This is a genomic window from Paenisporosarcina sp. P4_B8 (genome assembly GCF_056402175.1).
Genome location: NZ_JBFUHX010000017.1, coordinates 26,350 through 51,898, shown reverse-complemented (window position 1 = coordinate 51,898; position 25,549 = coordinate 26,350). Strand labels below are relative to the sequence as shown.

The 25,549-nt window shown below is 39.4% G+C and carries 18 protein-coding genes; 13 read left to right on the top strand and 5 right to left on the bottom strand.

The window, feature by feature from the left end; translation table 11 throughout:
• Window positions 1-75: 75 nt before the first annotated feature.
• The 3 genes from AC1DSK_RS14485 (at window position 76) to AC1DSK_RS14475 (ending at window position 4,618) form a co-directional block, all read left to right on the top strand.
• Entirely contained in the window at window positions 76-1,098 is a 1,023-nt protein-coding gene (locus tag AC1DSK_RS14485; RefSeq protein WP_477598310.1) for an acyltransferase, read from the top strand.
• Between the two features lie 147 nt (window positions 1,099-1,245).
• A complete protein-coding gene (locus tag AC1DSK_RS14480; RefSeq protein ID WP_477548408.1) occupies window positions 1,246-1,863 on the top strand; it encodes an S-layer homology domain-containing protein in 618 nt (205 codons plus the stop codon).
• Between the two features lie 244 nt (window positions 1,864-2,107).
• Window positions 2,108-4,618: a phosphodiester glycosidase family protein gene (locus tag AC1DSK_RS14475; RefSeq protein ID WP_477548407.1), complete on the top strand. Its 2,511-nt coding sequence runs from the start codon at window positions 2,108-2,110 to the stop codon at window positions 4,616-4,618.
• Between the two features lie 70 nt (window positions 4,619-4,688).
• Here AC1DSK_RS14475 and AC1DSK_RS14470 read toward each other — a convergent pair whose 3' ends face one another.
• Both AC1DSK_RS14470 and secA2 read right to left on the bottom strand, forming a co-directional pair.
• Window positions 4,689-5,585, bottom strand: a complete 897-nt coding sequence (locus AC1DSK_RS14470; RefSeq protein ID WP_477548406.1) for an accessory Sec system S-layer assembly protein — start codon at window positions 5,583-5,585, stop codon at window positions 4,689-4,691.
• The gene (gene secA2 / locus AC1DSK_RS14465; protein ID WP_477548405.1) at window positions 5,585-7,945 is read right to left on the bottom strand and encodes an accessory Sec system translocase SecA2; all 2,361 of its coding nucleotides are present in this window, start codon (window positions 7,943-7,945) and stop codon (window positions 5,585-5,587) included. Before secA2 ends, AC1DSK_RS14470 begins: the two co-directional genes overlap by 1 nt.
• A gap of 249 nt (window positions 7,946-8,194) precedes the next feature.
• Between secA2 and AC1DSK_RS14460 the strand changes: the two genes are divergently transcribed.
• Window positions 8,195-9,235 carry a glycosyltransferase family 4 protein gene (locus tag AC1DSK_RS14460; RefSeq protein WP_016428075.1) on the top strand — a complete coding sequence of 347 codons (1,041 nt, stop codon included), beginning with the start codon at window positions 8,195-8,197 and terminating at the stop codon, window positions 9,233-9,235.
• A gap of 149 nt (window positions 9,236-9,384) precedes the next feature.
• On the opposite strand, the gene AC1DSK_RS14455 is transcribed toward AC1DSK_RS14460, so the two are convergent.
• Window positions 9,385-10,446 carry an LCP family protein gene (locus tag AC1DSK_RS14455; protein WP_477548404.1) on the bottom strand — a complete coding sequence of 354 codons (1,062 nt, stop codon included), beginning with the start codon at window positions 10,444-10,446 and terminating at the stop codon, window positions 9,385-9,387.
• A gap of 202 nt (window positions 10,447-10,648) precedes the next feature.
• Complete coding sequence (locus tag AC1DSK_RS14450) at window positions 10,649-11,281, bottom strand: YigZ family protein (protein WP_477548403.1); 633 nt, start codon at window positions 11,279-11,281, stop codon at window positions 10,649-10,651.
• Window positions 11,282-11,459: 178 nt separating this feature from the next.
• Between AC1DSK_RS14450 and AC1DSK_RS14445 the strand changes: the two genes are divergently transcribed.
• The gene (locus AC1DSK_RS14445; RefSeq protein ID WP_016428072.1) at window positions 11,460-12,614 is read left to right on the top strand and encodes a sensor histidine kinase; all 1,155 of its coding nucleotides are present in this window, start codon (window positions 11,460-11,462) and stop codon (window positions 12,612-12,614) included.
• Window positions 12,615-12,643: 29 nt separating this feature from the next.
• The gene (locus tag AC1DSK_RS14440) at window positions 12,644-13,318 is read left to right on the top strand and encodes a response regulator (RefSeq protein ID WP_016428071.1); all 675 of its coding nucleotides are present in this window, start codon (window positions 12,644-12,646) and stop codon (window positions 13,316-13,318) included.
• A 374-nt stretch (window positions 13,319-13,692) separates the two neighbouring features.
• Here the strand turns inward: AC1DSK_RS14440 and AC1DSK_RS14435 are convergent, their stop codons facing one another.
• Window positions 13,693-14,568, bottom strand: a complete 876-nt coding sequence (locus AC1DSK_RS14435; RefSeq protein ID WP_477548421.1) for a nuclease-related domain-containing protein — start codon at window positions 14,566-14,568, stop codon at window positions 13,693-13,695.
• A 527-nt stretch (window positions 14,569-15,095) separates the two neighbouring features.
• Between AC1DSK_RS14435 and AC1DSK_RS14430 the strand changes: the two genes are divergently transcribed.
• The 7 genes from AC1DSK_RS14430 to prfB all read left to right on the top strand — a co-directional run bounded on the left by AC1DSK_RS14430 (window position 15,096) and on the right by prfB (window position 25,278).
• Window positions 15,096-15,680 carry a nuclear transport factor 2 family protein gene (locus AC1DSK_RS14430; RefSeq protein ID WP_477548402.1) on the top strand — a complete coding sequence of 195 codons (585 nt, stop codon included), beginning with the start codon at window positions 15,096-15,098 and terminating at the stop codon, window positions 15,678-15,680.
• 305 nt (window positions 15,681-15,985) lie between these two features.
• Window positions 15,986-17,341, top strand: coding sequence for an ATP-dependent helicase ComFA (locus AC1DSK_RS14425; RefSeq protein ID WP_477548401.1), 1,356 nt, complete (start codon window positions 15,986-15,988; stop codon window positions 17,339-17,341).
• Window positions 17,338-17,958: a ComF family protein gene (locus tag AC1DSK_RS14420; protein WP_477548400.1), complete on the top strand. Its 621-nt coding sequence runs from the start codon at window positions 17,338-17,340 to the stop codon at window positions 17,956-17,958. Before AC1DSK_RS14425 ends, AC1DSK_RS14420 begins: the two co-directional genes overlap by 4 nt.
• A 118-nt stretch (window positions 17,959-18,076) precedes the next feature.
• On the top strand, window positions 18,077-18,637 hold the full coding sequence (hpf, locus tag AC1DSK_RS14415; protein ID WP_016428061.1) for a ribosome hibernation-promoting factor, HPF/YfiA family: 561 nt from the start codon (window positions 18,077-18,079) through the stop codon (window positions 18,635-18,637).
• A 518-nt stretch (window positions 18,638-19,155) separates the two neighbouring features.
• Window positions 19,156-21,546: an EAL domain-containing protein gene (locus tag AC1DSK_RS14410; protein WP_477548399.1), complete on the top strand. Its 2,391-nt coding sequence runs from the start codon at window positions 19,156-19,158 to the stop codon at window positions 21,544-21,546.
• Window positions 21,547-21,644: 98 nt separating this feature from the next.
• Complete coding sequence (gene secA / locus AC1DSK_RS14405) at window positions 21,645-24,158, top strand: preprotein translocase subunit SecA (RefSeq protein ID WP_477548398.1); 2,514 nt, start codon at window positions 21,645-21,647, stop codon at window positions 24,156-24,158.
• 18 nt (window positions 24,159-24,176) lie between these two features.
• A protein-coding gene (gene prfB / locus AC1DSK_RS14400; RefSeq protein ID WP_477548420.1) for a peptide chain release factor 2 occupies window positions 24,177-25,278 on the top strand; the annotation gives its coding sequence in 2 pieces (ribosomal slippage) (window positions 24,177-24,248 and window positions 24,250-25,278; 1,101 coding nt in all).
• Window positions 25,279-25,549 lie beyond the last annotated feature (271 nt).

Here is a 25,549-nt window from a genome sequence, read left to right as displayed (position 1 = left end):
ATAGAATCGCGAGAGCAAAGAAGTTTAGAAATGAAGTTAGTTCAAGATTTTTTGATGTAGAAAGGATATGAGAGAATGTCGAATGAGCGTTATGATTATATGGACTGGATGAGAGTTTTCGCCATCTTTTCAGTCGTAGGTATACATGTAGTAGCACAGTTAGTATCAAGTATGGAGATTGGTCACCAAATTTGGTGGTTTGCAAATCTATTGGATTCTGCCTTACGTAACAGTGTCCCGTTATTTTTCATGATTAGTGGGGCACTATTGTTGACGCGCAAACAACAGGAACCGTTAATCCCTTTTTTCAAGAAGCGGGTTAGTAAGGTCGCAATCCCGTTACTGGCGTGGAGTATTATTTACATCGTCTATCGCAAATTCATGTGGTTTGAAGAACATACGTGGAAACAAATGATTAAAATGGTGTTGACGGACTCTGTGTTCTTCCATTTATGGTTTCTATACGTTATTTTGGGTTTATATTTAATGACCCCGTTTTTAAGACAAATTGTCAGTTCCTCTTCTAAACAAATGCTGCAATACTTTATAGGAGCTTGGTTTGTCATGTCAAGCTTGTTTCCATTCGTACCAAAATTCTTCGATTTTGGGCTGGCTTTGTCTGCTGGACTGTTCGGTACGTATATTGGCTACTTTATTTTAGGCGCGTATTTAATCTTATATCCTCTCAAACGGAAATGGTTGCCTTTGCTTGGACTGTTAGCCGTGATCGGGTATGCCGTAACAGCATATGGCACATATATTTTGACTCTCCAGAATGACGGGAGATTGGATGGTTTCTTCTATTTGTATATTGCCCCGAATACGGTGGTGATTGCTGTTTTCTTATTTGTATTATTTCAGCAGTTTCCGAATGTCTTCAAGCCGAATACTGTTATTCAAAAAATCAGTGCTGCCAGCATGGGAATCTATTTGTTACATCCCATCATCCAGTTATATGGTCGCCGTATAGGGTTTGACGAATATTGGGTTCATCCAGTACTTGCAGTGCCGCTAGTGTGGATTGCTATATTCTTTTCATCATTTATCATCGTGTGGATTCTTCAAAAAATTCCACTCGTTAATAAACTAGTACCATAAAGCATTCAAAACAAAGTGTCAGGTCATTTCGTTTGAATCTCAATCGTCCCAACTGAGAGAGGGAGGGCCTGGCACTATTTACACGGTGGTATTCATTTCCATATTTTGTTACACTCATAAGAGACTTAAAAAGAGGTGAGCAGTAAAATGTTTAAAAAAACTTTGTTGCTTTTGTCATTGGCAATTGTCGTCCTACTTCCTTTGAACTCGGTTCTTGCGGCTTTTTCAGATGTAAATAATACATATAAACCAGCTGTAGACCATATTGTCAGTAAAGGTTATGCACAGGGAATCAGTGAAACGCAATTCGGTATTTCCAACGAAATCAAACGTATTGATGCAGCAGTCATGATTGCCCGTGTAAATGGTTTTACTCCGGATGGAAATTATCCACAAGCAGGATTCACGGACGTCCCTAAAGATCGTCAATGGGCTGTTAATGCTCTTGCGGCAAAGGGTATTATGAACGGATTATCTGCGAATACATTCGGTAGTTATCAATCGATGTCACGTGAACAAATGGCGAAGGTCATTGCTCTTACATACGATTTAAAGGCTACTTCTATGGATATTCCATTTACTGATGTTCTTTCAACAGTGAAACCTTTTGTAGCAGCTTTGCTTGAAAGTAATATTACGCAAGGGAAAACGGCTACTGAATTTGGTTCTAAAGCAAATATTACACGAGGTGAATTTGCCTTATTCATCTACCGTGCAGAAACTGCTGGGTCACTTACACCGCCAGATGTAATTTCAGTTGATTAAATTGTAAAATGAAAAATTACCATCTTGTACTAATTCTGAATTGTGATACAATAAAAACGTATTAAACTTCCTGTTTTGTATTTTCATAAACTTAAAAACTTGGTTGATGCGCGAAAAAGAATCCACGGGACTGGTCTCCTGTGGATTCTTTTTCGTTTATGGAAAACAATTACAAATAGACTATTCCTATTTTACTATATTTTAGTATAATTATTAGTAGAATCTAACATTAAGGAGCTGCATCATGTACCTAAAATTAAAAAGAATGCCTGCTTTTCTACTAGCATTCATTCTAGTCTTTTCAAGTTTACCCGTTTCTGCCGCCACGTTATCTCCTGGTATACACCACGAAACTATCTCGACATCAGTGGGAGGTTACCCACAAAAAGTAAACAAACTCTCCATCGATGTCACAAATCCGTATACTAAAATCGAATACGGGGTATCCAATCCAATCAATACACTTAAGACAGTAACTAATTTATCAAAAGAACATACATATCCGAGCCATAATGTAGTTGGTGCAATTAATGCATCTTTTTTCACCTTCGAAAATCGTTATCCTTCATATTTACTGGCAAAAAATGATCAAATCGTTAATTTAGGAAGAGTTTCGACTAATTTTAATGACTATATGTACGTGCCAGCTGCATTTGGTGTGACGGCTGAAAATAAAGCGAAAGTTGGGCGTTATTCATTAGAACGTACGATTGAACATAATGGGTCGTCATTTAAGACGACAGATATGAACCGGGATAGAGCAAATAACGAATTAATTTTATACACGGAAGGTTTGCGTGAAGAAAAAACCCGTCAAAACCAATATGGAATTGAAGTAGTTGTAACGGGAGTAACAAAAAAAGTAGACTCCCAGTTGAAATTCGGAGAAAAAGTGACCGGTAAAGTATCCGCTATACGTCCGTATGGTCAGTATACTTCTTCGACAATCCCGAAAGATGGTTTTGTTCTATCCGCATCTGGAACATCGAGTGCTAAATTATCATCTATGAAAATAGGAGATGACGTTTCACTGACAGTTGATGTTGATTCTGCATGGAAAGGCTCACAATTCATGTTGGCATCAGGACCTTTACTGGTACAAGAAGGCAAGTCGGCTTTGACAATTGATGTCACTGCCGGTCGTGCAACTGAAAGAACCTCCCGTACCGCTGTTGCGACCGATGCTACTGGCAGTCGTGCATATTTCGTAACGGTCGATGGTCGTCAGTCTGGTTACAGCCAAGGTATGACACTTATTGAATTTTCAAAGTACCTCGTATCAATCGGCGCTTATAATGCCATCAACTTGGATGGTGGTGGATCAACGGCAATGGTTACACGCCGTTATGGAAATGTATATCCATCTCTAATTAACCGACCTTCGGATGGTACTGAACGTTCCGTCTCTGCTATTTTGGAAGCAATTAGTACTGCACCTAATGGACAAGCCACTCATGTAAATGTCTCTCAAGATCAAGAGGGAATCGTTGCTGTTGGTGCATCTCTAGGTTTTAAAGTAAATTATGTGTTAGATCAATATTATAACCCTTTAATAGTAGATTCTACGAAACTAGAACTTCAGGAAGTTTCAAATGGAGTAGGGAAGATTGAAAATAATCGCTTCGTCGGAGTAAAAGCTGGAACAGGGCAAATCACCGCAAAATACGATACCGCTACGGTTTCAATTCCAGTTACAGTTACCGATACGATAGAACAATTAGTGGCATCTCCTTCAGAAGTTCGTGTCGGACTTGGAGAATCAGCTAATTTTCAAGTGAATGGAATCAGTAAAAATCAGAAAGTTATTTTCAATCCTGCAGCTGTTTCCTGGACGACAACAGGAGGCGTAGGCTCAATCAACGGCACTACTTTCAATGCAGGAAATAGTGAAGCTACGGGTTCAATCACAGGAACATTCGGATCTGCACGTGTGTCGATTCCTGTTACGGTTTCAAATAAATCATTACAAGTCAGTGGATTAGACTCACTCACAGGATTAAAGGCAGAAACTATCCGTTCATCTGCAACCATTGGTTTAGAAAAAACATTGCAGGCTAAAGAAGGATCCAGTTCCCTTAAGTTGTCTTATGATTTTTCAAGCTTTGCTGAGGGTACCTCCGTATCGTACTTGACTTGGCCGAACGGTTTGTCCATTCCTGCGGCACCTAAGAAAATTGGTGCATGGGTGTATGGAGATGGTGCAAATCATTGGTTACGCGCAGCCATTACAGATGCTAATGGTCGCGAAACAGTGATTGACTTTACTCAAGATGGAGGACTTAATTGGGTAGGCTGGAAATACGTTGAAGCAACGATTCCGACTAATGTCCAAAGTCCAGTGAAATTGAACAAGATATATATTGCTGAAACTTCTTCAGCGAAGAAAGGTAAGGGTTCGATTTGGATTGACCAGGTCCAAGCCGTTTATTCAAATCAACCAATTCCTACAAAATCGTTTGTTCCTTCTTCGTCAGCGAGAGTCGTGGATACAAATAAACAATTTACGGTGACTTTCAATCAACAAATGAATTCCGCATTTTTCAACACGAAGCATGTTTATGTCGAGGATGAGTTCGGTACTCGCCAAAGTGTAGCCGTCCGTACGGGAAGTGATGCAACTAAAGTTGTCGTCAGTGCACCTACGGGAGGATATGTGAAAGGGAAATCCTATCGACTAGTCGTTACACATTTCGTACCGAATGGAAAAGGTGTCCGAATGGTAAAAGACTCGATATCGGAATTTAAAGTGCAATAAGAAAAGCATGTGAGCGATTGCTCACATGCTTTTTCTATTTAATATGACCTGAGAGATAGATAAATCGCTTTTAAGCGCTCTGAGGCACTCTGACGGTCCATTTAGACATATCAGAATCTTTATTGATGACCATTTCCTTAGGGAACAAGAAGGTCCAGGGTTTAGAAGTATTTGCATTAACCTTAAGTTGATCAATCGTAAATGCGCCCTGTGCCACAATTTTGCCATTCGCATCGAGCACTTCCAGTGGAAGTTGCTCTAATATGATTTGCTGAGAGTGCCCATTTCTAATAAACAGTGAAACCGCAAGCGTACCATCTGGCTGAACTTTTGCCTGGAATCCACTGAAGTTTACTTCTCTGTCATGAAGTTTAGGCAGGGAATCAACAATTTTCTTTAAGCCATCTTTTTGTTCGTCGCTTAGAGCTTCTTCCCAAGCTGCTTCCAATTCAATCTTGTGTGGTACTAACGATTGAACGTTGAAGGCTAAACGCCAACCTTCTTTAGGAAGTTCTCCTTTTAAAGTCGGCTGTTCAAAAACAAATACCCAAGGTCGTGCACTGGTTGCAGGCAATTCGCCTAGTTCCGCAAGATTGAATTCTTTTACTGCCACCACTTTTTCATTTTGATCGATCAGCACGAGCTCAGCTGTATTCAATGTAATCGGAGTAGCCAATGATGTCCGTAAAAATGCTTTAACCAACCAAGCTTGTGTATTGTCGTCTTGCTCAATATCGATACCAGATAAGGAAATTTGATTTGGTTTTAATGGTTCAAGCTCATTCGAAAGGAAGCTGAATACATATTGTTGTTCTTTTGGTACATCCCAAGCAGGATGAAGGGACAATGCTGTAGTGACTTCTTCCGACTGAGCACTCGGTTCAGTGCCATTAACTAACTCTGTTGATTCTACAGTACTATCAGCACCTGTTTTTTCGGTCTTCTTGAAAATCGAAAAAATGCCCATTAAATCGTCTCCTCTCGAGTTGAAATAATTTTCATAAAGTTGATGATCTCGGTTGCGATTGAACGGCGTAGCTCCTGGTAATGCATTTCAAAAAGCTCCAGACCTTCATTTTGGTAAATACGCATTGGGTCTTCTTGTTGATATGCGCGTAAACCGATACCTTCTTTCAATCGTGTCATCGCCTCTAAATGTCGTACCCACGTCGAATCCAAGTAGGCAAGCATCACTTGTGGAATGGTATTCATCACCTCAGGCTGCTCAGAGAAAGTGGACATGTAATCTTTCAATTCATTTACTGCCGGCTGAAGCTGTTTAATAATATCTTTCACTTTAGAAACAGAACGATTCAATGTAACAGGTGCTAGTAGGATTTGATTCATCGTTTGTTCGATTTGGTCGAAATTCCAGTGTTCAGAAAGTTCGTCTTCTGAGCAACTTTCCCCTACAACAAACTCGACTGTTTCATTCAACATTTTGTGTAATTGACCAATCAGATCATTTCTTTCAAGCACTTTGTCTCTTAAGGTATAAATGACTTTTCGTTGTTCATTAATGACATCATCCAATTTAAGGTTGTACTCACGCATGGAGAAATGAGATCCTTCGACAATACGCTGTGTACGTTCCGTCAATTCATGAACATCTTTACCAATGACAAGACCTAAGCTATCAGTTTTCACTTTTTTATTGATTTTCTCTAAATCATCTTTTGCAAAACGTTTGAACATATCATCCTCGAGGGAAATAAAGAATTGAGACTCACCAGGATCGCCTTGGCGTCCAGAGCGACCGCGTAATTGATTATCAATTCGACGATTTTCATGCTTTTCAGTTCCGAGGACAAATAGTCCGCCTACATCAGAAACACCATCACCTAGTTCGATATCAGTTCCTCGACCAGCCATGTTAGTGGCAACGGTAATTTGGTTTAATTGCCCAGCTTGTGAAATCAAGAATACTTCCTGCTCCACGCTTTTTGCATTCAACAGTTGGAAGTCCAAGCCTAGTTGTTTTAAATATTTCGCTACTTCTTCTGATTGCAAAATAGAAGTAGTTCCGACTAAAACAGGTTGTCCAGTTGTGTGACGGGCTTTTACTTCCTTGGCAACTGCTGTATATTTCTGCTCAATCGTTTCATAGACTTGATCCGTTTCATCTTTACGAATGCGTGGTCGGTTTGTCGGGATTTGCAGAACTTGCATTCCATATACTTCAAGGAATTCTTTTTCCTGCGTTTTTGCCGTACCTGTCATCCCACAAAGTAGGGGATACATCCGGAAATAGTTTTGAATGGTGATTTGGGCTTGGGCTTTATTTTCTTCCGTAATCGTAACGCCTTCTTTAGCTTCAATTGCTTGATGTAATCCATCAGACAATGTACGGCCATCCATGATTCGGCCAGTAAACATATCGACTAAGAAGATTTTGTCTTCTTTAACGATATAATCAACATCTCGTTCAAACATGACATGAGCACGAACTGCCTGAATGACATAATGGAATAAAGTCTGATGCTCCAAATCATAAAGATTATCAATGCCAAAAGCCGCTTCCACTTTTTCGATTCCGGTTTCAGTCAATGATGTTGCTTTCGTTTCATCATCGAAATCGTAGTCCCGCTCTATGATAAATCGTTTAGCCAAGCGAGCCGCAATCATATGTAAATCTGCATCAGCTGACATTTTGCCGGCTACAATCAACGGTGTTTTGGCTTCATCAACCAATACGCTATCCACTTCATCTATAATGGCAAAATGGTAAGGGCGTTGGACTTTTTGGGAGAGGTCAGGTGCCATATTATCACGCAAATAGTCAAAACCAAACTCTGTTCCCACACCGTACGTAATGTCCGCATTGTAGGCTTCTTGTTTCATGGCCGGTTGCATCAATGGCAGATTGATGCCGACTGTCAATCCTAAAAAGCGATGGATCTGTCCGATTTGTTCAAAGTCACGATTCGCTAAATATTCATTTACCGTTATGACATGAACGCCTTTCCCTTCAAGTGCGCGCACGTAAGAAGGCAGGGATGCAACGAGTGTTTTTCCTTCTCCAGTTGGCATTTCGGCAATATTGCCTTCAGTCAATACTAGACCTCCAATTAACTGGACATCGAAGTGACGCATTTTTAGGACGCGTTTCGAAGCTTCACGAACAACAGCAAAAGCATCTGGAATAATGGCCTGAATTTTTTCGCCATTTCCAATTCGTTTTTTAAACGCTTGAGTGGCTTCTCTTAATTCATCATCTGATTTTTGAGAATATGTATTTTCCAGGTTATTAATTTGATCTACTAATTTACGATATTTCTTTAATTGGCGTTCGCTAGTTTCTGTTGACCGTTTAAAAAGGGAAATCATAATTTTTACGCTCCTTTTATTTCTATACACCTAGTTATTTTAACAAAAAATAGAAGGAAATACTATGAAACATATAATCACTTCGGACGTCTAATAGGATGAAAGTGTTTTATTTGTCGAGTTAATGGTTATATTCATAGGAAGAAACATTCATTTTTACGAATACTGTTTACCATCATCGGTTTCATGCTATAATACTTATGGATTTATATGTATAAACGATTATGTAATAACTTGAGGAGGAAAGACATGCTCTACCTATCTTTGGTTCTGGCATTTGTCGCTTCGATACTACTAACACCAGTGGTGAAGGCAATCGCTTTTAAGGTGGGCGCCGTCGACCGACCTAATTATAGAAAAGTTCACGCACGTATTATGCCACGTTTAGGTGGATTAGCCATATTTGGTTCATTTTTAATTGGTTACTTTGTGCTACACCCGGAAGATCCAACTGCACTTTATATTATTTTAGGTGCTTTTATGATCATTATTACAGGTGTACTTGATGATATGTTTGAAATAACGGCAAAAGCAAAATTGCTTGGACAATTCATTGCGGCAGGAATCGTCATTTATGGCGGCTTGGAAATTGATTTCATTAACTTACCTTTTGGTGGGGAATTGGATTTTGGTTACTTCAGTATCCCATTAACGATTTTATGGATTGTCGGAATCACCAATGCAATCAATTTGATTGATGGTCTTGATGGATTGGCTGCAGGAGTATCCACAATCGCATTAATCACACTTGCAGGAATGGCATTTATGATGGGTAACATGTTCGTGTTTGCAATGGCTGCACTACTTGCAGCGAGTTCTGCCGGATTCTTATTCTACAATTTCCACCCTGCGAAAATTTTCATGGGTGATACAGGGGCTTTGTTCCTTGGATATATGATTGGTGTACTTGCTTTGCTTGGTTTCAAAAATGTTACGGTGATTTCGTTGATTATCCCGATTATTATGTTGGGTGTTCCGATTTCCGATACATTTTTCGCCATCGTGCGACGCGTGCGTTTGAAACAGCCGCTCTCAGCACCAGATAAATCTCATTTACATCACTGCCTATTGAATGTAGGATTTACTCACAGTCAAACTGTTCTTATCATTTATGCACTGGCATCGATGTTTGGTCTGGCAGCTTTGATTTTCTCACAAGCAACGTTGTGGGGGGCAATCTTATTAATCGCCGTTATGTTAGTAGCTATCGAATTGTTCGTAGAAGCAGTTGGCTTGGCTGGCAAGAACTATAAACCATTAATCAACTTTGTCCGAATGATCGGCAAATGATTAAAACCTCATGCGAAACTCGCATGAGGTTTTTTTATGGTTTGATAGGGAAAAGATAAACATATTGACTAGTTCAAGCACAAAGATGAAAGAAGTAGCTTTAAGCATAAAAAAATCCCGACACTGTTTGAAGTGTCGAGATTTTAAAGTTATTCATTACTGTTTAAATCGTCTTCTTTTGCAAACTCATTTGAGTCTGTTTCAGAACCACTATCGGAGTAACTGGATGCATCAGGATTTAATCCTAAATGGCTTTTCAGCACATCTTTCGTTTCATTTAATGATTCTTCATCCAATAACCAGTAATAAACGCCAGTCGACATGTCGTCTGAACCTTCAAGCGACAGTGTGTCAACTTGAGGAGCACCATCTTTGATATAGGCAATGAATGATTTCATTTCGCTAAACGTCATATCTGTTTTCATGTTATCGCCAACAGCATCAATTACATCGCCATACTTTGTAAAGGATGAAGCAGAAGATGCTTTCTTCATAATTGCACTTAATATTTCTTGTTGGCGTTTGCCACGTTCAATATCATTATCCAGTTTACGGGTACGGGCCAAAGCTAGGGCTTCGCGGCCGTCTAATTTCTGATAGCCTTCTTTTAATTGTATGGAGTATATGTCATTTTCATCTTTTTCAAGTCGATCATAAGGAACATGTGCGTAAATGCCATCTAGTGCATCTACAACGTCGATGAATGCATTAAAGTTCATTCGAACATAATAATCCACAGGTACATCAAGTAATTCTTCAACAGTTTCTATGGAAGCTTTCGTGCCGCCATAAGCAAGTGCATGAGTTATTTTATCTTTGTGTCCCACTTCAGGGATGTATACAAATGAGTCACGTGGAATGCTGACTAATTTTACGGTTTTATCTTTGTTATTAAGTGTTGCAAGCATTAATGCATCTGAACGGCTGTTGCCTTCACCTTGACCGCGTGCTTCACTATCATCAACGCCAATGAAAAGAATGGATACATTATCTTCAAGGGGTTTCACAGCTTCTTCACGTAATTCTGAACCTGCACGATCTTGAACTGCTTCATAAGAATTGTCTGCAGCAGATTCTGCCTTTTTAGCTAAATAAATTCCGTAAGCGGTTAAGCTAATCAGGAGGGACGCAACAAGCATAGCTGAAATTTTTAGTATTAATGACTTTTTCGAGGTACCGCTTCTTGTCGTTTTATATTGTTTTCGATTCATTTTTAATCTCCTCTGGGTAGGGTTCGACCCTACTACTCAATAAGACGTCCCAAGTTAGGTCATTGTTTCGTCTCTAGCTACAGCACTCCTCATTATACAATGCTTTACCTATACCGTAAAAGGAAATGTTTTTTACATTTTCTTTAAAATCATTACATCTGTTAAATATTTCTTGCTAAATATACGCAAATAAGGCTCGAATTTAGGTGTCAAACTCAAGGAATTTAGAAGATTGTTGCTCGATTTTAGCTTGCCCATTCGTCATTTCTGTTATCCATTCAACAAATGTCTCTTCTGTTGATACAGGCACGTAGAGAAATATTTCAACAGTATCTGCGTAATCTATGCGTTCGAGTGGATAGGTGGACCCACGCACTTCATTTTCGACTTTACCCAGCCACGTATAATCGACAGAAACTTTCATTAAATGGTGGAGTCGGCGTTCGACAATATGCGCTGCCTGAATTCCTTCGGTAGTAGCTTTTCCATACGCACGAATTAAACCGCCTCCACCTAATTTAATACCGCCAAAGTATCGCGTTACGACAACAACAGTATCCTTTAAGCCTTGTTTTTTTAAAACTTCCAACATCGGAACACCAGCTGTTCCACTTGGTTCCCCGTCATCATTCGCTTTTTGAATGGAGTCATGCTCTCCAATCATATATGCTGAGCAATTGTGATTCGCTGATTTATGTTGAGATTTAATTTCATCAATAAAGGCTTGAGCCTGTTGTTCTGTCTCCGCTCGGTTTACGTAAGTGAGGAATCGGGATTTTTGAATAATAATTTCTGATTCTCCGAAGCCTTTAACTGTGACATAATCTTTTCTCAAATCTTTCCACTCCTCGCTGACATCTAGTTGTCATCTAATTTTAATATGTTTTTGTGTATATAGTGATATAATAAATGCAGTCATTGCAGGAATAAAGGCATATATGACGTATAATATAGATAGAGAAATGAATGATTAAGCATTCATCAGACAGTTGCTCGAAAAAGGAGAATACCCGATGTCAGGGAAAAAGGTCGATATCAATTCTTTAGATCATATTTTCAGCCAAATGGTTGAAACGATGGACCGCTCCAAAAACGATATTTTCATTATAAGCGAACAAAATCGACAAAGCTTATTACAAATGCAAAAAGAATTGGAAATTGTCCATTCGAAATTAGCTGATGTATTAATAGAAGGTGATTTGCTTGAAGAAGATACCCGTCTATCAAGAAAGCGGCTAGGCGATGTATCCAAGCATTTTAACACGTTTACGGAAGAACAAGTGCGTGAAGCTTATGAACAAGCAAACGATTTACAAATTAAACTTTCAATTAATCGTACGGAAGATCGCCAACTACGGGAACGTAGAGATGATTTGGAACGTCGTTTAAATGAATTAAACGATGCTATTTTGCATGCTGATCAACTTGTTACACAAGCCAACGTGGTTACCAACTACTTAACATCGGATTTGAAAAATGTTGGACAAGCATTGGAAACCGCGAAATTAAAACAAGATTTCAGTTTGAAAATTATTGAAGCACAAGAAGAAGAACGAAAAAGGCTATCTCGTGAAATACATGATGGTCCCGCCCAGATGATGGCCAATGTTTTAGTTCGATCAGATTTGATTGAACGGACTTATCGTGAAAAAGGTGTTGATCAGGCACTAGTAGAAATTTCAAGTTTAAAATTGATGGTACGAAATGCTCTGTCGGAAGTAAGACGAATTATTTATGACTTGCGACCAATGGCATTGGACGATTTAGGTTTAGTCCCTACCCTCAAAAAATACTTAATGACTATCGAAGAATATAATATGGGGTGCAAAATACACTTCCATTCAAATGGAGAACAGCGTCGACTTTTACCGAATTATGAAGTAGCTCTATTTCGTCTGATTCAGGAATCTGTGACGAATGCGACAAAACATGGCAAATGCCAAACAATTTGGGTAGAAGTTGTATGGAATAAGAACAAAGTAGCCGTTACGGTGAAAGATAACGGAATTGGTTTTGATCAGCGCCTTGTTCGGGATAGTTCATTTGGTTTACTTGGAATGCAAGAACGTGTCGATCTATTGAAAGGTGAAATGGTTGTGAAATCCTCACCTGGCAAAGGAACAACAATGATGTTTCGAATTCCTTTAATTGAGGAAAAAGAGAGATAAGCTCTGCTTATATTTAGGAGGAAATGACGATGACAAAAATTGTAATTATAGACGATCACCAATTATTCCGTGAAGGGGTAAAACGAATTCTAGACTTTGAAGATTCATTTGATGTAATTGCTGAAGGCGATGATGGAAGCGACGCTTTAAATTTGTACGAGCAATATGCACCGGAAGTTATATTAATGGATATCAACATGCCACGTAAAAATGGAGTAGAAGCAACAGGTGAGCTAATGGCGAAATATCCAGAAGCCAAAGTGATCATGTTGTCTATCCACGACGATGAATCTTACGTTACGCACGCCCTGAAAACAGGTGCTCTTGGGTACATGTTGAAAGAAATGGATGCTGACGCAATTGTACAAGCCATAAAAGTGGTTGCAGCAGGTGGATCTTACTTACATCCAAAAGTAACACGTAATTTAGTGGCGGAATTCCGTCGTTTAAGTGAACGTGAAAATAAAGGAACGTTCCACCAATCCGAAATTCGACGTCCTTTCCATTTACTAACAAAACGTGAATGTGAAGTTCTCCAATTATTAACAGATGGCCAAAGTAACCGCATGATCGGTGAAACATTGTTCATCTCTGAAAAAACAGTGAAAAATCACGTCTCTAGCATTCTTCAAAAAATGAATGTAAACGACCGTACACAAGCCGTCGTAACAGCTATTAAAAATGGCTGGGTTGAAGTACGCTAATTGACTAATTGGACCCCTCACAAAAGTGAGGGGTTTTTTGATTTTTAGTGAGATGACAATGGGTCGGGTGTGTAGTTTAGTGTCCAGGTTGACAGTTTGGATGTCCAGGTAGACAGAACGGGTGTCCAGGTTGACAGAACTGGGTTCCAGGTAGACAGTTTTGGATTCCAGGTAGACAGAATGGCCATCCAGATTGCACAAAATGATTAGTACCAAGATATTCTCAAGTGAAACTTGTCCAGGTAGACAGAATGAGGATCCAGGTAGACAGTTTTGGATTCCAGGTAGACAGAATGGGTGTCCAGGTTGCACAAAATGAAAATTTGACATGGTATTGTCATGAGACAGAATAGATGTCCAAGAAGCACAAACTCCTATTTTGTTTCAAGCACTTCAGCTCGCATTGAAAAAGAACCTTCATAGTCATCGTCAAATAATTTATAAAATCTATAGCGACCATTGTTTTTAGGTATCAATTTAGCTCTATTTAAAATATGTGATGCAGATGTTTTATCTCTTAGTTGCAAAAAATCCAGACATTCTCTTGTAGTAATAGTGTTTTTCATTAAATAAAACCAATCCTCGAGAGCATTCGCAATGATTACTTTCCTCGTAATTTTGCAAGTAGGACATTTATAAAGAGAGCCAATATTCATAGAGCATTGCGGGCAAAGCAATCCTTTGACAATCTCTGAATCTTGAATTGGGACAGTATTTACTAGTGGGGTGGGGGAATAATTCGTTTTAGCCTGTTGCAGGGAGTCGATCAATGAATTGAATTCTTTTTCTGTAAGTACGGGAGGGAGATCAAATAGGTCTTCAATATAAGAACCGACATCACAGCCCATCACTATGTTGGAATACCTAGGGGGCAAATCTACAAGGGTGCTAGAAAATGCGAAAACAATAGCACTTCGTATGGGTAGATTTATTTGATTTGTATTCAACCATTTAACCAATCTTCTTTCATGACGTTTCAGTTGCTCCTCTGGACATTTCATTGAAGTTTTAACTCCGTCGACTTCTTTGACTAATTGGGCAGGAGTCTTGTGGAAAGAGATTCGACCTTTCAATGCTTTTATTTCTAATATACATATAAACTTTGGTGTAATGATTAATGTATCAAACTGGGCTTTTGTGTTTGCTGAAGTTTGAACATTAATGTCTTTAAAGATGACATAAGGACATGGAAAATCAATATTCTTTAAAAAATTGTCCACATACGTTTCACCGCTGTACCCAGCACGAATCCGTTTGATTCTCGATTCAATATCCTTATAAAGCGGATGTTCTTTGGGTACTCTATTTAGTAAGCGAAGATAAACCGTTAACGATTTAGGTGTTTCTCGATTTCCGACAATAAAATATCACTCCTTCTAGTCTTTGGGATAATGTAAAAATAGCATTTTTATCCATCTAGTTGCAACTGAATTACTAGAAAAGATTGCCAAGTAGACAGAATGCCCATCCAGGTTGACAGTTTTGCATTCCAGGTAGACAGATTAGCCATCCAGGTTGCACAAAATGATAAGCACCAAGATATTCTCAAGTGAAATTTGTCCAGGTAGACAGATTGGAGTTCCAGGTAGACAGTTTAGCCTTTCAGGTTGCACAAAATGGAAACAGCCCACTATAATCCGAAGCCATCCAACAATCCTACGCTTTAATACACGAAACTTTCACATGATGGGTGTCGTCTCTATTCTGAATGCGGCTATAATTATTGTAAGGGCAATCATTTTATGACAAAATAGCCGAGTAGGAGGGACGAATTATAATGAAATTCAAATATATGATCGTGTTAGCGCTAATTTCAATATTACTGTCTGCTTGTGCAAGTGAAGAAGACCGAGGCGGTGCAGGTTCCGTTTCCGATGGGGAAACTTCAAGTGAAAATAATGCATTGGAACATGGTGTGAAGAATCAGGATCAGGAACAATCTGATGTTGGCTTTGAGATGTCGGGTTCTGAAATTGAAGAGGCACAAGATGTGCCAGCAGATGAAAAGAAGGCAATATTGGCTGCATTTGATACCTATATGACTTCTTTCAATAACGAAGACTTTGAGACGTATATGTCTGTCATCGCTAAAGAACCTGAAGGGTTTGATTACAAGGAAGAAGAAGAGATGATTAAAAAAACGTTTAAAGAATATAAAGCTAATCGGACAGCTGAAGATGTGACGGTCATTAAGTATGACAAAAGCCAAGCTCAGGTCTTTGCTTCACTTGCGATCTCGCTTGAACAGGAGTCAACAGGTGCTAAACTTGACCGAACAGGTCGACAAGTAACCGTTTTTGCCAAAGAGGATGGAAACTGGCGTGTCAGCAGTGTCTACTTCATCGGTGATGTAGCGGAATAAAGAAGATGAGAACCTCGCATAAGTGCGAGGTTTTTATTATTTAGGCTCAGTTACATTGAACTGTAAATCAACGTTTTGAGCTATCTCAAGTTTCCGCCAGAGCTAATTAGTATGAAATCCGCTTAACGCACACTTCAAGCTCTTGCGGCATGTAAGGTGCAAATACAGTCCTTCATAATATCAACTTCTTTGTTAAAAATTTCCCTTCTCTATACACCAATATGCCCATCTTAAATTGGCGAGTTCTACAATTTGGGATTATGATTAAATGGTAGGAATGAGATATCCGTATAGGAGGGATGCTCATGAAAGAGATACAAACATTTTTAAGTGGCCGATTATGGTTGAAGGAACAAACCCCATTTCCTTTATCCGACGTAGAAGATTTAATTGAAAAAGGATTTATTACCCCTCATCAAGGCATTTCATCAACTCATTTTTCACCATTACTAAAAACCAATCAACACCAATGTCGTCGTTGTGGATTTAACCAATTGACCTCTTTCCACTGTGCAAAATGTAAAGGTGTTTGCCTTTATTGCAGGCATTGCATTCGTATGGGCAGAGTGAGCAGTTGCACGGAGTTGATAACATGGACTGGACCTGTGATTGAACAAATCCAGTCACATCGGTTTTCATGGTCTGGCACATTGACATCCCAACAAGAACGAGCTTCAAATGAATTACTAGCCAGCGTTCGTCGAAATCAAAGTCATTTAGTTCATGCCGTATGCGGGGCTGGAAAAACGGAATTATTGTTTCCTGCTGTATTTGATTTGCTTGAGCGGGGACAACGTGTATGTGTGGCTACTCCAAGGACAGATGTTGTACTGGAGCTTGCGCCGAGATTCCAGCAAGTTTTTCCGCAAACAGTTATTCATGCTTTATATGGTGGCTCTCCGGGTTACACGGACTACGCACAGCTCATCATCGCAACAACACATCAATTGTACAGATTTGAAGAAGCTTTTGATGTCGTGTTTGTCGATGAAGCGGATGCTTTCCCATATACAGTGGATAAATCTCTGCAATATGCAGTGCAAAAAGCGAAAAAGAAAGAAGCTGTTGTCCATACTATTACAGCTACACCATCTGATGAACTTTTAAGACAAGCTGTTAATAAATCGGTCATATCTGTAAGGTTTCATGGTTTTCCTCTACCGATACCACGTTTTGTCGGGTTGTGGAATTATCATAAGCACATTCAGAAAGGTAAACTTCCCCCCAAATTAAAGATGTGGACTTTAAATTGCTTGAACCACTCCCGACCCTTTTTAATTTTCTTCCCTACTATTGAACTCATGGAAAAAGCTTTGCCCTTATTTCAGCTGTTGCATCCGGAAATTTTGTCAGTCCATGCAGAAGACAGTGATAGAAAAGATAAGGTCATTAAATTGCGTCAGAAAAAAGTTTGTGGCTTGCTGACAACGACCATTTTGGAGCGAGGAATCACGATTCCTAATGTTCAAGTAGCAGTAGTGGGTGCTGATGAGACGATTTTTACGAGCAGTGCATTAATCCAAATAGGTGGGCGTGTCGGTCGAGCGATAGATTATCCTGATGGAGATCTGGTGTTTTTTCATCATGGAATTTCGTCTGCCATGGATACAGCCAAAGCTACTATAGAAGCTCACAATAAGCAGGGTGGATACAGGCAATGACGTGTTTACTCTGTTCAACACCATTTTTAGAAAGTGCTTCTTGGCAAAAACTATTTTTCTTAAAACAATCGGATGTTCTTTGTCATGGTTGCAGAGCAAAATTTGAAAAAGTACAAAATAATCAGATTGAAAATGAATGGTCGGGGACAATATATGAAGGTGCACTGGATACCGTCAGATCCATATACACTTACAATGACTGGATGAAGCATGTGTTTCAACAATACAAATTCCAGTTGGACGTGGAGCTGGCAACGATTTTTACTGAAGATTTCAAACCGTTAAGAAATGTTCAGAAGTTGATAGTCCCTATTCCTCTACATCCGGAAAAGTTACAGGAGAGAACCTTTTCACAAGTGGATCAATTGCTCATGGCTGCACATGTTCCTTATACGCATGTGTTGGACAAAACTGTAAATCGTTCACAAGTCGGAAAAACAAGAAAAGATCGGATGTCCTCCGAATTAATTTTTTCCGTGTCCAAGAGTGTTCAAAATCAACACATTATATTGGTCGACGATTTATATACAACAGGCACCACACTGCATCATGCCGCATTTGTTTTAAAAAAAGCGGGGGCTGAATCAGTAGATGCAATTACATTGATTCGAGCATGATGCGACAGAAAAAGGCATTTATTCGACAAAATCCAGAAAAGTTTTTGGTTTGTAGCAGGAGTTTATAGGGGATATGTAGAATAAGGTTTACATAGCCTTAATTAAAGGAGGAGTTTACATGTTAAATTTTAATATCCGTGGTGAAAACGTTGAGGTAACTCCTGCGATTCGTGAGCACGTTGAAAGCAAAATCAATAAGGTAGAGCGCTATTTCAACGAAGATCTCCAAGCGAACGCAAATGTCAATTTAAAGGTGTATAACGACAGTCAAACGAAAGTGGAAGTAACAATTCCTTTGAAGAGTTTAACGCTTCGAGCTGAAGAACGTCACAATGATATGTATGCAGCGGTCGATTTAATCGTCGATAAACTTGAGCGTCAAATTCGTAAATATAAAACGAAAGTAAACCGTAAGTTCCGTGAACGTGAAGGAGTAGGTGCATACTTTGCAAACGTTGTTTCTCCTGAGCAAGCGGCATATCAGGATGAGAGTGAAGAAGAATTACACATCGTCCGTACAAAACAATTTGAATTGAAACCGATGGATCAGGAAGAAGCGGTTCTTCAAATGGATATGCTTGGACATAATTTTTACGTTTTCACTGATGCAGAATCTAATGGAACAAATATCGTCTACAAGCGTAGAGACGGTAAGTATGGTTTAATCGAAACAAATTAATCTTAATCAGTAAATGAGAAAGCCCAGAAAGATTTGGGCTTTCTTTTTTTATTTATTTAGCTAAATAAAGAGTGCATTTGCGCCTGCATTTCAGGGAACGAAGATTAAAAACGTCTTGTCCTGCGTCTCCGGTTACTCGTTGCAAAATGCAATGCGAGAAATTTTGTGGCAACACCTTTATGACCCACTTCTTGTTTGCCCACATGTGAGACTAACAAATATGTGATTTGCATAATTGTTGGCTCATACGGCTAGCGCGAATGGCGATAAACATCAGCATCATTTAACAGCAGTAAAAATTATGATTTGTATAAATGCAGTAGATGTTAAAAAATGATTTGCGCCAGGATGCCTCAAGTGGAACGAATGGCTTGTACAAACGGATAAAAACAACCGTGTTTAACATAGCCATTTGTAAAATTGATTTATTTGTCGATTGAGGAGGAATTCACTCGAATGAAGCGAATTATAACATTATTAATTGCTAGGTACTTCACTTAAATAGGGGAGGGGATTGGATGAAGAAAAGTCGATTTTGGAAAAGACTTGGATTTCGTGGGAAAGTGTTATTTGCCATGAGTGCAATTGTCATCCCAATCCTCTTTGTGATGGCTTCTTTTTCATACAATTATTCAAAAAACTTATTTGAATCACAAATGGAAGAAGAATTGGCCCTTGAAAACGAATTGGTGGTTCAGCAAATCTACACGTTGTTAAGTAGTAAAAGTGAAATTACAAAACAACTTGGAGAACTTGAAGATGTACGGGAACTTATGGAATCTTCAGTTGAACGGGAAAATGTAGAGGAGTCAAATACATATCAGCATGCAAATCAGCTTATGACAAGAGTACAAGAAAATACAGATGGTGTTGGTTTAGTATGGATGGCCTTTCTTGAGCCGAATTTTTTAATTGCAGATAATGGATACGTTACCGATGCCGCTTATGATATACATAAACGAACGTGGATTAAAAAAGCGAATGAAGCAGAAGGCTTATCATACTCAGATCTTTATTTCGATTACACAACGAAGGAATTAACCGTGAGTGTCATTTATCCAGTCGAATCAGAGGGCAGACGTCTCGGTTATTTTGGTTTGGACATGCATCTGGATACGATTCCTAAATTGATAGGACCATATGAAACAAAGGAAAACAAGCATATTTTATTGACGGAGACAGGGCAAACCTTATTTGACTCTGACAACATTAATAGTGAATTCGAAAACATTGCACTCGCTGAAAACGTATTCGAGTTAGTTAAAACATCAAAAGGAAACTTTTATGTGGAAACACGAAAAATTGATAGTACTGGGTGGCAAATGATTAGTTATGCACCCGAAAAAACAGTTACTCAACCACTTGCAGTTTTTGGGCAAATCATCGGTATATCATGGGTCATCGCAGCAATTCTTATTTTAATCACCTTATCCTGGTTGCTTCGCTCCATGTTAAAAGACTTACCGACCATTGTGAAGCATGTCCGTCAAATGGAACGAGGTAATTTAGTCGCTAAGATGGGAATCAAAAGTAAGGACGAAATTGGTGAAATTGCACAATCTATCGAGCAGATGGGCAATTTGCTAAACCTACAAGTACAAGAAATTGACTATCAGGCAAGATTTGACTCATTAACGAACTTGCCAAACCGTTTTTCGATTGAACGTGAACTTGCCGGATGGATCGAAGAATTAACCGATTCCGATCAAATGATAACTGTGGCATTTATTGACCTTGATCATTTTAAACAAATCAATGATTCGAAAGGACATGCTTACGGGGATTCGCTATTAGTACAAGTAGCACATCGGATAAAAGACTTATTGCCAGAAAACAGCTGCTTTGGTCGCTTCAGTGGGGATGAATTCATTGTCTTGCTACATTCCAAAAAAGACAAATTCCCGGGTGTCCGAGCAACCCTTACTTCAATACATACTTCATTCGCAAAAGCATTTTATTTGAACGAACAAGCATTTTTTGTGACTTCTTCCATAGGAGTTTCACTTTATCCCACGGATGCTCAATCATGTGAGCAATTACTAATCAATGCAGATACCGCACTTTATAAAGCAAAAGCAGTAGGAAGAAACAGAGTCCTCTATTTCAATTATGAAATGAAGGAAGCATTCGAAAAACAGCATATGATGGAGCAAGGTTTACGTGAGGCCATCAAGTACAATCAACTTTCACTCGTTTACCAACCACAGTTCAACCTAAACACAGGAAAAACCGAAAGTCTGGAAGCATTGCTGCGGTGGCGACATCCAGAATGGGGAATGATTTCTCCTGCCGAATTTATTCCCGTGGCGGAAGAGTCTGGGAAAATTCAAGAGATAGGTGATTGGGTACTTGAAACAGCCATTCGCGAAATTAAGAGTATTCATAAGGATTACCCACATGTGTCGACTGTAGCGATCAATGTCAGTACGATTCAACTACGGGAAACATCCTTCATTCATCTCTTGAAAACGTTGTTGAATAAATATCATGTAGATCCTGGCCTCATCGAAATCGAGATAACCGAGTCCATCTTTATTGAGGGTGGAGAAGAAGTGTTGGAAACGCTCGAAAAAATTCAAGAAATGGGCATTTCCATTGCGCTTGATGATTTCGGAACAGGTTATTCCTCATTAAATTATTTGCGTATTTTACCGATAAACCGTGTGAAAATTGACCGTTCATTTGTTCAGAAAATGGAGAATGATTCGCGTGTGCAGGCGATCATTAAATCCGTCATTGACCTGTCCCACGATTTAGGGTTCAACGTAGTTGCAGAAGGGGTAGAAACACAAAAACAGCTCTTCTTAATAAAGGCTTTGAATGCAGATGTCATTCAAGGGTTTTATGGCAGCAAACCTTTGAACTGGACACAATTGCATGATTTTCTAAAAGATAGACAACCACTGTAGAGATATAGCCGTTATTTGCACCCCCATAGTTGCAGTGGTAAAATAAACCTTGAGACTATAGTAAAATAACCTTGAGACTATATGGGAAGTGAATCTAAATGCTTGGAGTATTAAATAAAGTATTTGACTTAAATAAGCGTGATTTAAAAAGATTAGAAAAAGTTGCCGATCAAGTAGAGGCGTTTGCAAAAGACATGGAAGCATTAACTGATGATCAGTTACGTGCTAAGACTGATGAATTTAAAGGGCGTTTTGAAAGTGGTTCCGATTTGTCGGAAATTCAAGCGGAGGCATTCGCAGTTGTTCGGGAAGCAGCCAAACGAGTTCTTGGTATGTATCCTTTCCGCGTTCAAATTATGGGTGCGGCTGCACTTCATGAAGGCAATATTTCAGAGATGAAAACCGGTGAAGGGAAGACGTTGACGTCCACTATGCCTGTTTATTTAAATGCCATCACTGGAAAAGGTGTTCATGTGGTTACTGTCAATGAGTATTTGGCAAGCCGTGATGCTGCCGAAATGGGTCAGTTGTATAATTTCTTAGGATTAACTGTTGGATTGAATTTAAACAGTTTGAATAAGGACGAGAAACGTGAAGCGTATGCAGCTGATATTACGTACTCAACAAACAACGAACTTGGATTCGACTACTTACGTGACAATATGGTGTTGTACAAAGAAGAACATGTTCAACGACCACTCTATTATGCAGTAATCGATGAAGTCGATTCCATTTTAATTGATGAGGCACGTACGCCATTGATTATTTCAGGACAAGCAGCAAAATCTGCTCAACTTTACCAACAATCAAATGCTCTTGTCCGTGTACTTCGTAAGGAAGAAGACTATTCATATGATGAGTCGACTAAAGGTGTCGTATTAACAGAGGCAGGAATTGAAAAGGTTGAAAAAGCGTTTGGAATCGACAATTTATTCGATTTGACACATGTTCGCTTAAACCATGCCATTAACCAGTCCTTGAAGGCACATGCAAGTATGCATAACGATGTAGATTATGTGGTTCAAGAAGGCAACGTCGTAATTGTTGACTCCTTTACAGGACGTCTGATGAAAGGTCGCCGTTATTCGGATGGACTTCATCAAGCGATTGAAGCGAAAGAAGGCCTTGAGATTCAAAATGAATCGATGACCATGGCAACCATTACATTCCAGAACTATTTCCGTATGTACGAAAAACTTTCTGGGATGACGGGTACAGCCAAAACCGAAGAAGAAGAATTCCGCAATATATACAATATGAATGTCATTGTCATTCCAACGAATCGTGTCATTGGACGTGATGATCGTGCTGATTTAATTTACGCTTCAATGGAAGGTAAATATAAAGCCGTAGCGGAAGATATTGCACAACGACACAAAGCTGGTCAACCAGTTCTTGTTGGTACAGTGGCTATCGAAACATCTGAAATTATTTCGAATTTGTTGACAAAACATGGCATTCGCCACAACGTATTGAATGCGAAAAATCATGAACGTGAAGCTGAAATCATCTCAACTGCTGGCCATAAAGGATCTGTAACGATTGCTACGAACATGGCTGGACGTGGAACAGACATCAAACTTGGTGAAGATGTCATCGAAGTTGGTGGATTAGCTGTCATCGGTACAGAACGCCATGAATCGCGTCGTATTGACAATCAGCTTCGTGGACGCTCAGGACGCCAAGGCGATCCTGGTGTGACTCAGTTCTATTTATCAATGGAAGATGATTTGATGCGTCGTTTTGGTTCGGACAATATGCGTGCTATGATGTCTAGATTGGGTATGGATGATTCTCAGCCAATCCAGTCGAAAATGGTAACACGTGCGGTTGAATCTGCACAAAAACGTGTCGAAGGAAATAACTTTGATGCACGTAAACGATTGCTTCAATATGATGATGTTTTACGTCAACAACGTGAAATCATTTATAAAGAACGTTTGGAAGTGCTGGAAACCGAAAATATGCGTGGATTGGTAGAAACGATGATCGACGAAGTTATTGAACGATCAGTTGCAGCTCATACTGCTACAGACAAGCACGCAGAGTGGAACTATAAAGGTCTGGAAGATACAATTCAAGCAAATTTACTATCTGAAGGTGCCATGACTCGTGAGCAGTTGGAAGGTAAATCTGTGGACGAAATCACAGAATTTATTAAAGCGGAAGTTTACAAACGCTATGATGAAAAAGAAGAGGAAATGACTCCTGAGCGTATGCGTGAATTTGAAAAAGTTGTCCTGTTGCGTTCAATTGATTCAAAATGGATTGATCACATTGATGCGATGGACCAACTGCGCCAAGGAATTCACTTGCGTGCTTACGGACAAATCGATCCACTTCGTGAGTATCAAAACGAAGGATTTGCGATGTTCGAAGCGATGGTTGAGTCCGTACAGGATGATGTTGCGAAATATGCCATGAAGGCAGAAATACGCAATAACCTGGAACGTGAAGAAGTAGCGAAGGGCCAAGCTGTTAATCCGAAAGAAGAAGGCGGAACTGTCAAGAAAAAGCCAGTTCGTACAGAAGCTTCAGTAGGAAGAAATGAAGTGTGTCCATGCGGCAGTGGCAAGAAATTCAAAAATTGCCATGGTGCTGTTGAAAGATAACGGAGGAATTTAGACATGATGGAATTATCAGATGTACGTAATGAACTAGACAGAACAGCTTCAAAATTATCCGACTTTAGGGGGTCTCTTTGACTTAGAAAACAAAGAGGCAAGAATTGCTGAGTTGGATGAAAATATGTCGATGCCTGACTTTTGGAATGATCAACAAGCAGCACAAGTGGTCATCGGAGAAGCAAATGGATTAAAAGAAATTGTGAACGAATATAATGAATTGCTTGATACCCAGGAAAACTTAGAAATGACATTGGAATTGTTACGCGAAGAACCTGACGAGGAATTGCAAGAAGAACTCAGCAGTGAAATGATAGAGTTTACTGCGAAATTGGGCGATTTTGAACTGCAATTATTACTGAGCGAACCGTATGACAAAAACAATGCCATTCTTGAACTTCATCCTGGTGCAGGAGGAACGGAGTCTCAGGATTGGGGCTCCATGCTCCTGCGTATGTATACGCGTTGGGGCGAGAAGCGTGGCTTCAAAGTGGAGACACTCGATTATTTACCTGGTGACGAAGCTGGAATTAAGTCCGTCACACTAGGATTTAAAGGCCACAATGCATACGGCTATTTGAAAGCTGAAAAAGGGGTCCATCGTTTAGTACGAATTTCTCCTTTCGATTCTTCTGGCCGACGTCATACTTCTTTCGTATCCTGTGAAGTTATGCCTGAATTTAATGATGAAATCGAAATTGACATTCGTACGGAAGATTTGAAAATCGATACGTACCGTGCCAGTGGTGCAGGTGGTCAGCATATCAATACAACTGACTCCGCTGTCCGTATCACTCATTTACCGACCGGTGCAGTTGTTACGTGTCAACAAGAACGTTCTCAAATCAAGAACCGTGAAAAAGCGATGACGATGTTAAAAGCGAAATTGTATCAATTGAAAATCGAAGAACAAGAAGCTCAGATGCTCGAAATTCGAGGAGAGCAAAAGGAAATCGGTTGGGGATCTCAAATTCGTTCATACGTCTTCCATCCTTATTCAATGGTAAAAGATCACCGTACAAATGCTGAAAGCGGCAATGTACAAGGTGTAATGGACGGCGATATCGATCTGTTCATCAATTCCTACTTGCGATCAAAAATGAATTAAGGTAAAAACGGACATCCTACAGAGGTGTCCGTTTTTTTATGGTTCTGTAAACTTTTACGGAGGATAAAAAGGCTCATACATAGCTTACTAAAATAAAGGGAAAACAATTATGTAGGTGGTTTTCATACTTGTTAGCGCATGCGGAACATGCTGCCAGCGCAAATGTACGATAAATCAACGTATATATTACAATTGCGACGTTGAAAGAAAATTTTCATACCGGCTCACTTTATCATGATGAAGTTCACACTATATATATCCTCTGCTATAC